Source organism: Streptomyces torulosus (assembly GCF_001419765.1).
GTDB classification, from domain to species: Bacteria; Actinomycetota; Actinomycetes; order Streptomycetales; family Streptomycetaceae; genus Streptomyces; species Streptomyces torulosus.
Map to the genome: position 1 here is coordinate 1 of NZ_LIRK01001024.1, position 1,101 is coordinate 1,101.

At 69.2% G+C, this 1,101-nt stretch carries 2 protein-coding genes; one reads left to right on the top strand and one right to left on the bottom strand.

The features are described from left to right. The first annotated feature begins 241 nt into the window (after positions 1-241). Positions 242-376 carry a hypothetical protein gene (locus AOK23_RS51595; RefSeq protein ID WP_276205815.1) on the top strand — a complete coding sequence of 45 codons (135 nt, stop codon included), beginning with the start codon at positions 242-244 and terminating at the stop codon, positions 374-376. A 219-nt stretch (positions 377-595) separates the two neighbouring features. On the opposite strand, the gene AOK23_RS46400 is transcribed toward AOK23_RS51595, so the two are convergent. Then, positions 596-979 carry a DUF6009 family protein gene (locus AOK23_RS46400; protein WP_079050050.1) on the bottom strand — a complete coding sequence of 128 codons (384 nt, stop codon included), beginning with the start codon at positions 977-979 and terminating at the stop codon, positions 596-598. Between the last annotated feature and the right edge of the window lie 122 nt (positions 980-1,101).

A 1,101-nucleotide genomic window follows, 5' to 3' on the forward strand; every position in this document is an offset into this window, starting at 1 on the left:
GCTTGGAAGGTAGGACAAGCTAAGGGCGCCCACTGGCGTCGCTGCACGATTGGTCTGCGGGCCGACCGCCCCTGGCCCGAGGCTGGCGGGCTATCGGCCCGACCGGGTCATACGGCGGCGAAGCAGCCGAGGACGTTCGCCTGTACTCACCTGGGGAGAGAACCTCGTCAGATGGACGGCCTCGGACGGGTTCACCGCGCTCGCCCGTGACCAGGCAGGCCGTGCAGCGAGCAATGAGAGCATGAGAGTGATCGTGCAGGCCGCAGTAGCAGGGCTGCTGGTCCGGCTCGGACACACCGTCACCGAAACGCCTGATGGCGGTGGTCTGGTGGTGCTCGCCGAAGCGGTCTTCCCACGGGGCGGCAAGGACAGCTAGGGTCCGGCCGGCCCGACGCACTGGGCGCCGACAGTGTGGGTATGCGGAGTGAAGTCGGCGTCGGCGTCGCCCGCGATGCCTCCGGCCGGTGGCGCAACCCCGCACGCTGGCACCGTGCCCGTCCGGACCTCTCCCCCCGGACCTCGCTCCTGTAGCGCGCCGCTTAGCGGCAGGAAGGCGCGTTGTCACCGTGCACGCCGCGAGCGAGGCACGGTGAGGTCAGGTGCGTGTTCCAGCTATGGCCCCGGGTCCGCTTTGGGAGCGGGGGGTTTTCTCGCCGACCTTTTTGACGTCGATGGTGCGGGGGTCGACGGCTTCTCCGGGGGCGCCTTCTTGGTAGAGGCCTTCGGGTTGGGCGTCGCGGTCGTGTGGGAGGAGGAAGAAGACGCGGCGGCGGTACAGGCCGCTGTCGGGGTCGGCTTCGGCGTGGTCGTCGAGTTCGGCGTAGCCGACCATGCGGCCGTCGCGGGCGTAGCGGGGTTTGTTGCGGCGGCGGGGGGTTTTGTCGAGGGCTTGGCGGACGTAGTCGAGGTTGTCGGGGTCCTCCAGCCAGACGACGTGTGCCTCGTGGGTGAGATCGCCCTCGGTCAGTAGCGAGCTCATAGCTGGTTGCCCTCCTTGGTGTGCCAGGTCGGACGGCGGTCCGCCTTGTGGTGTGGTGTGCCGCCTGTTGTTGAGTCTGCCCTGGCGGTTTCATGGTAGGCCGGGCCGGTGGGGGCGGGTAG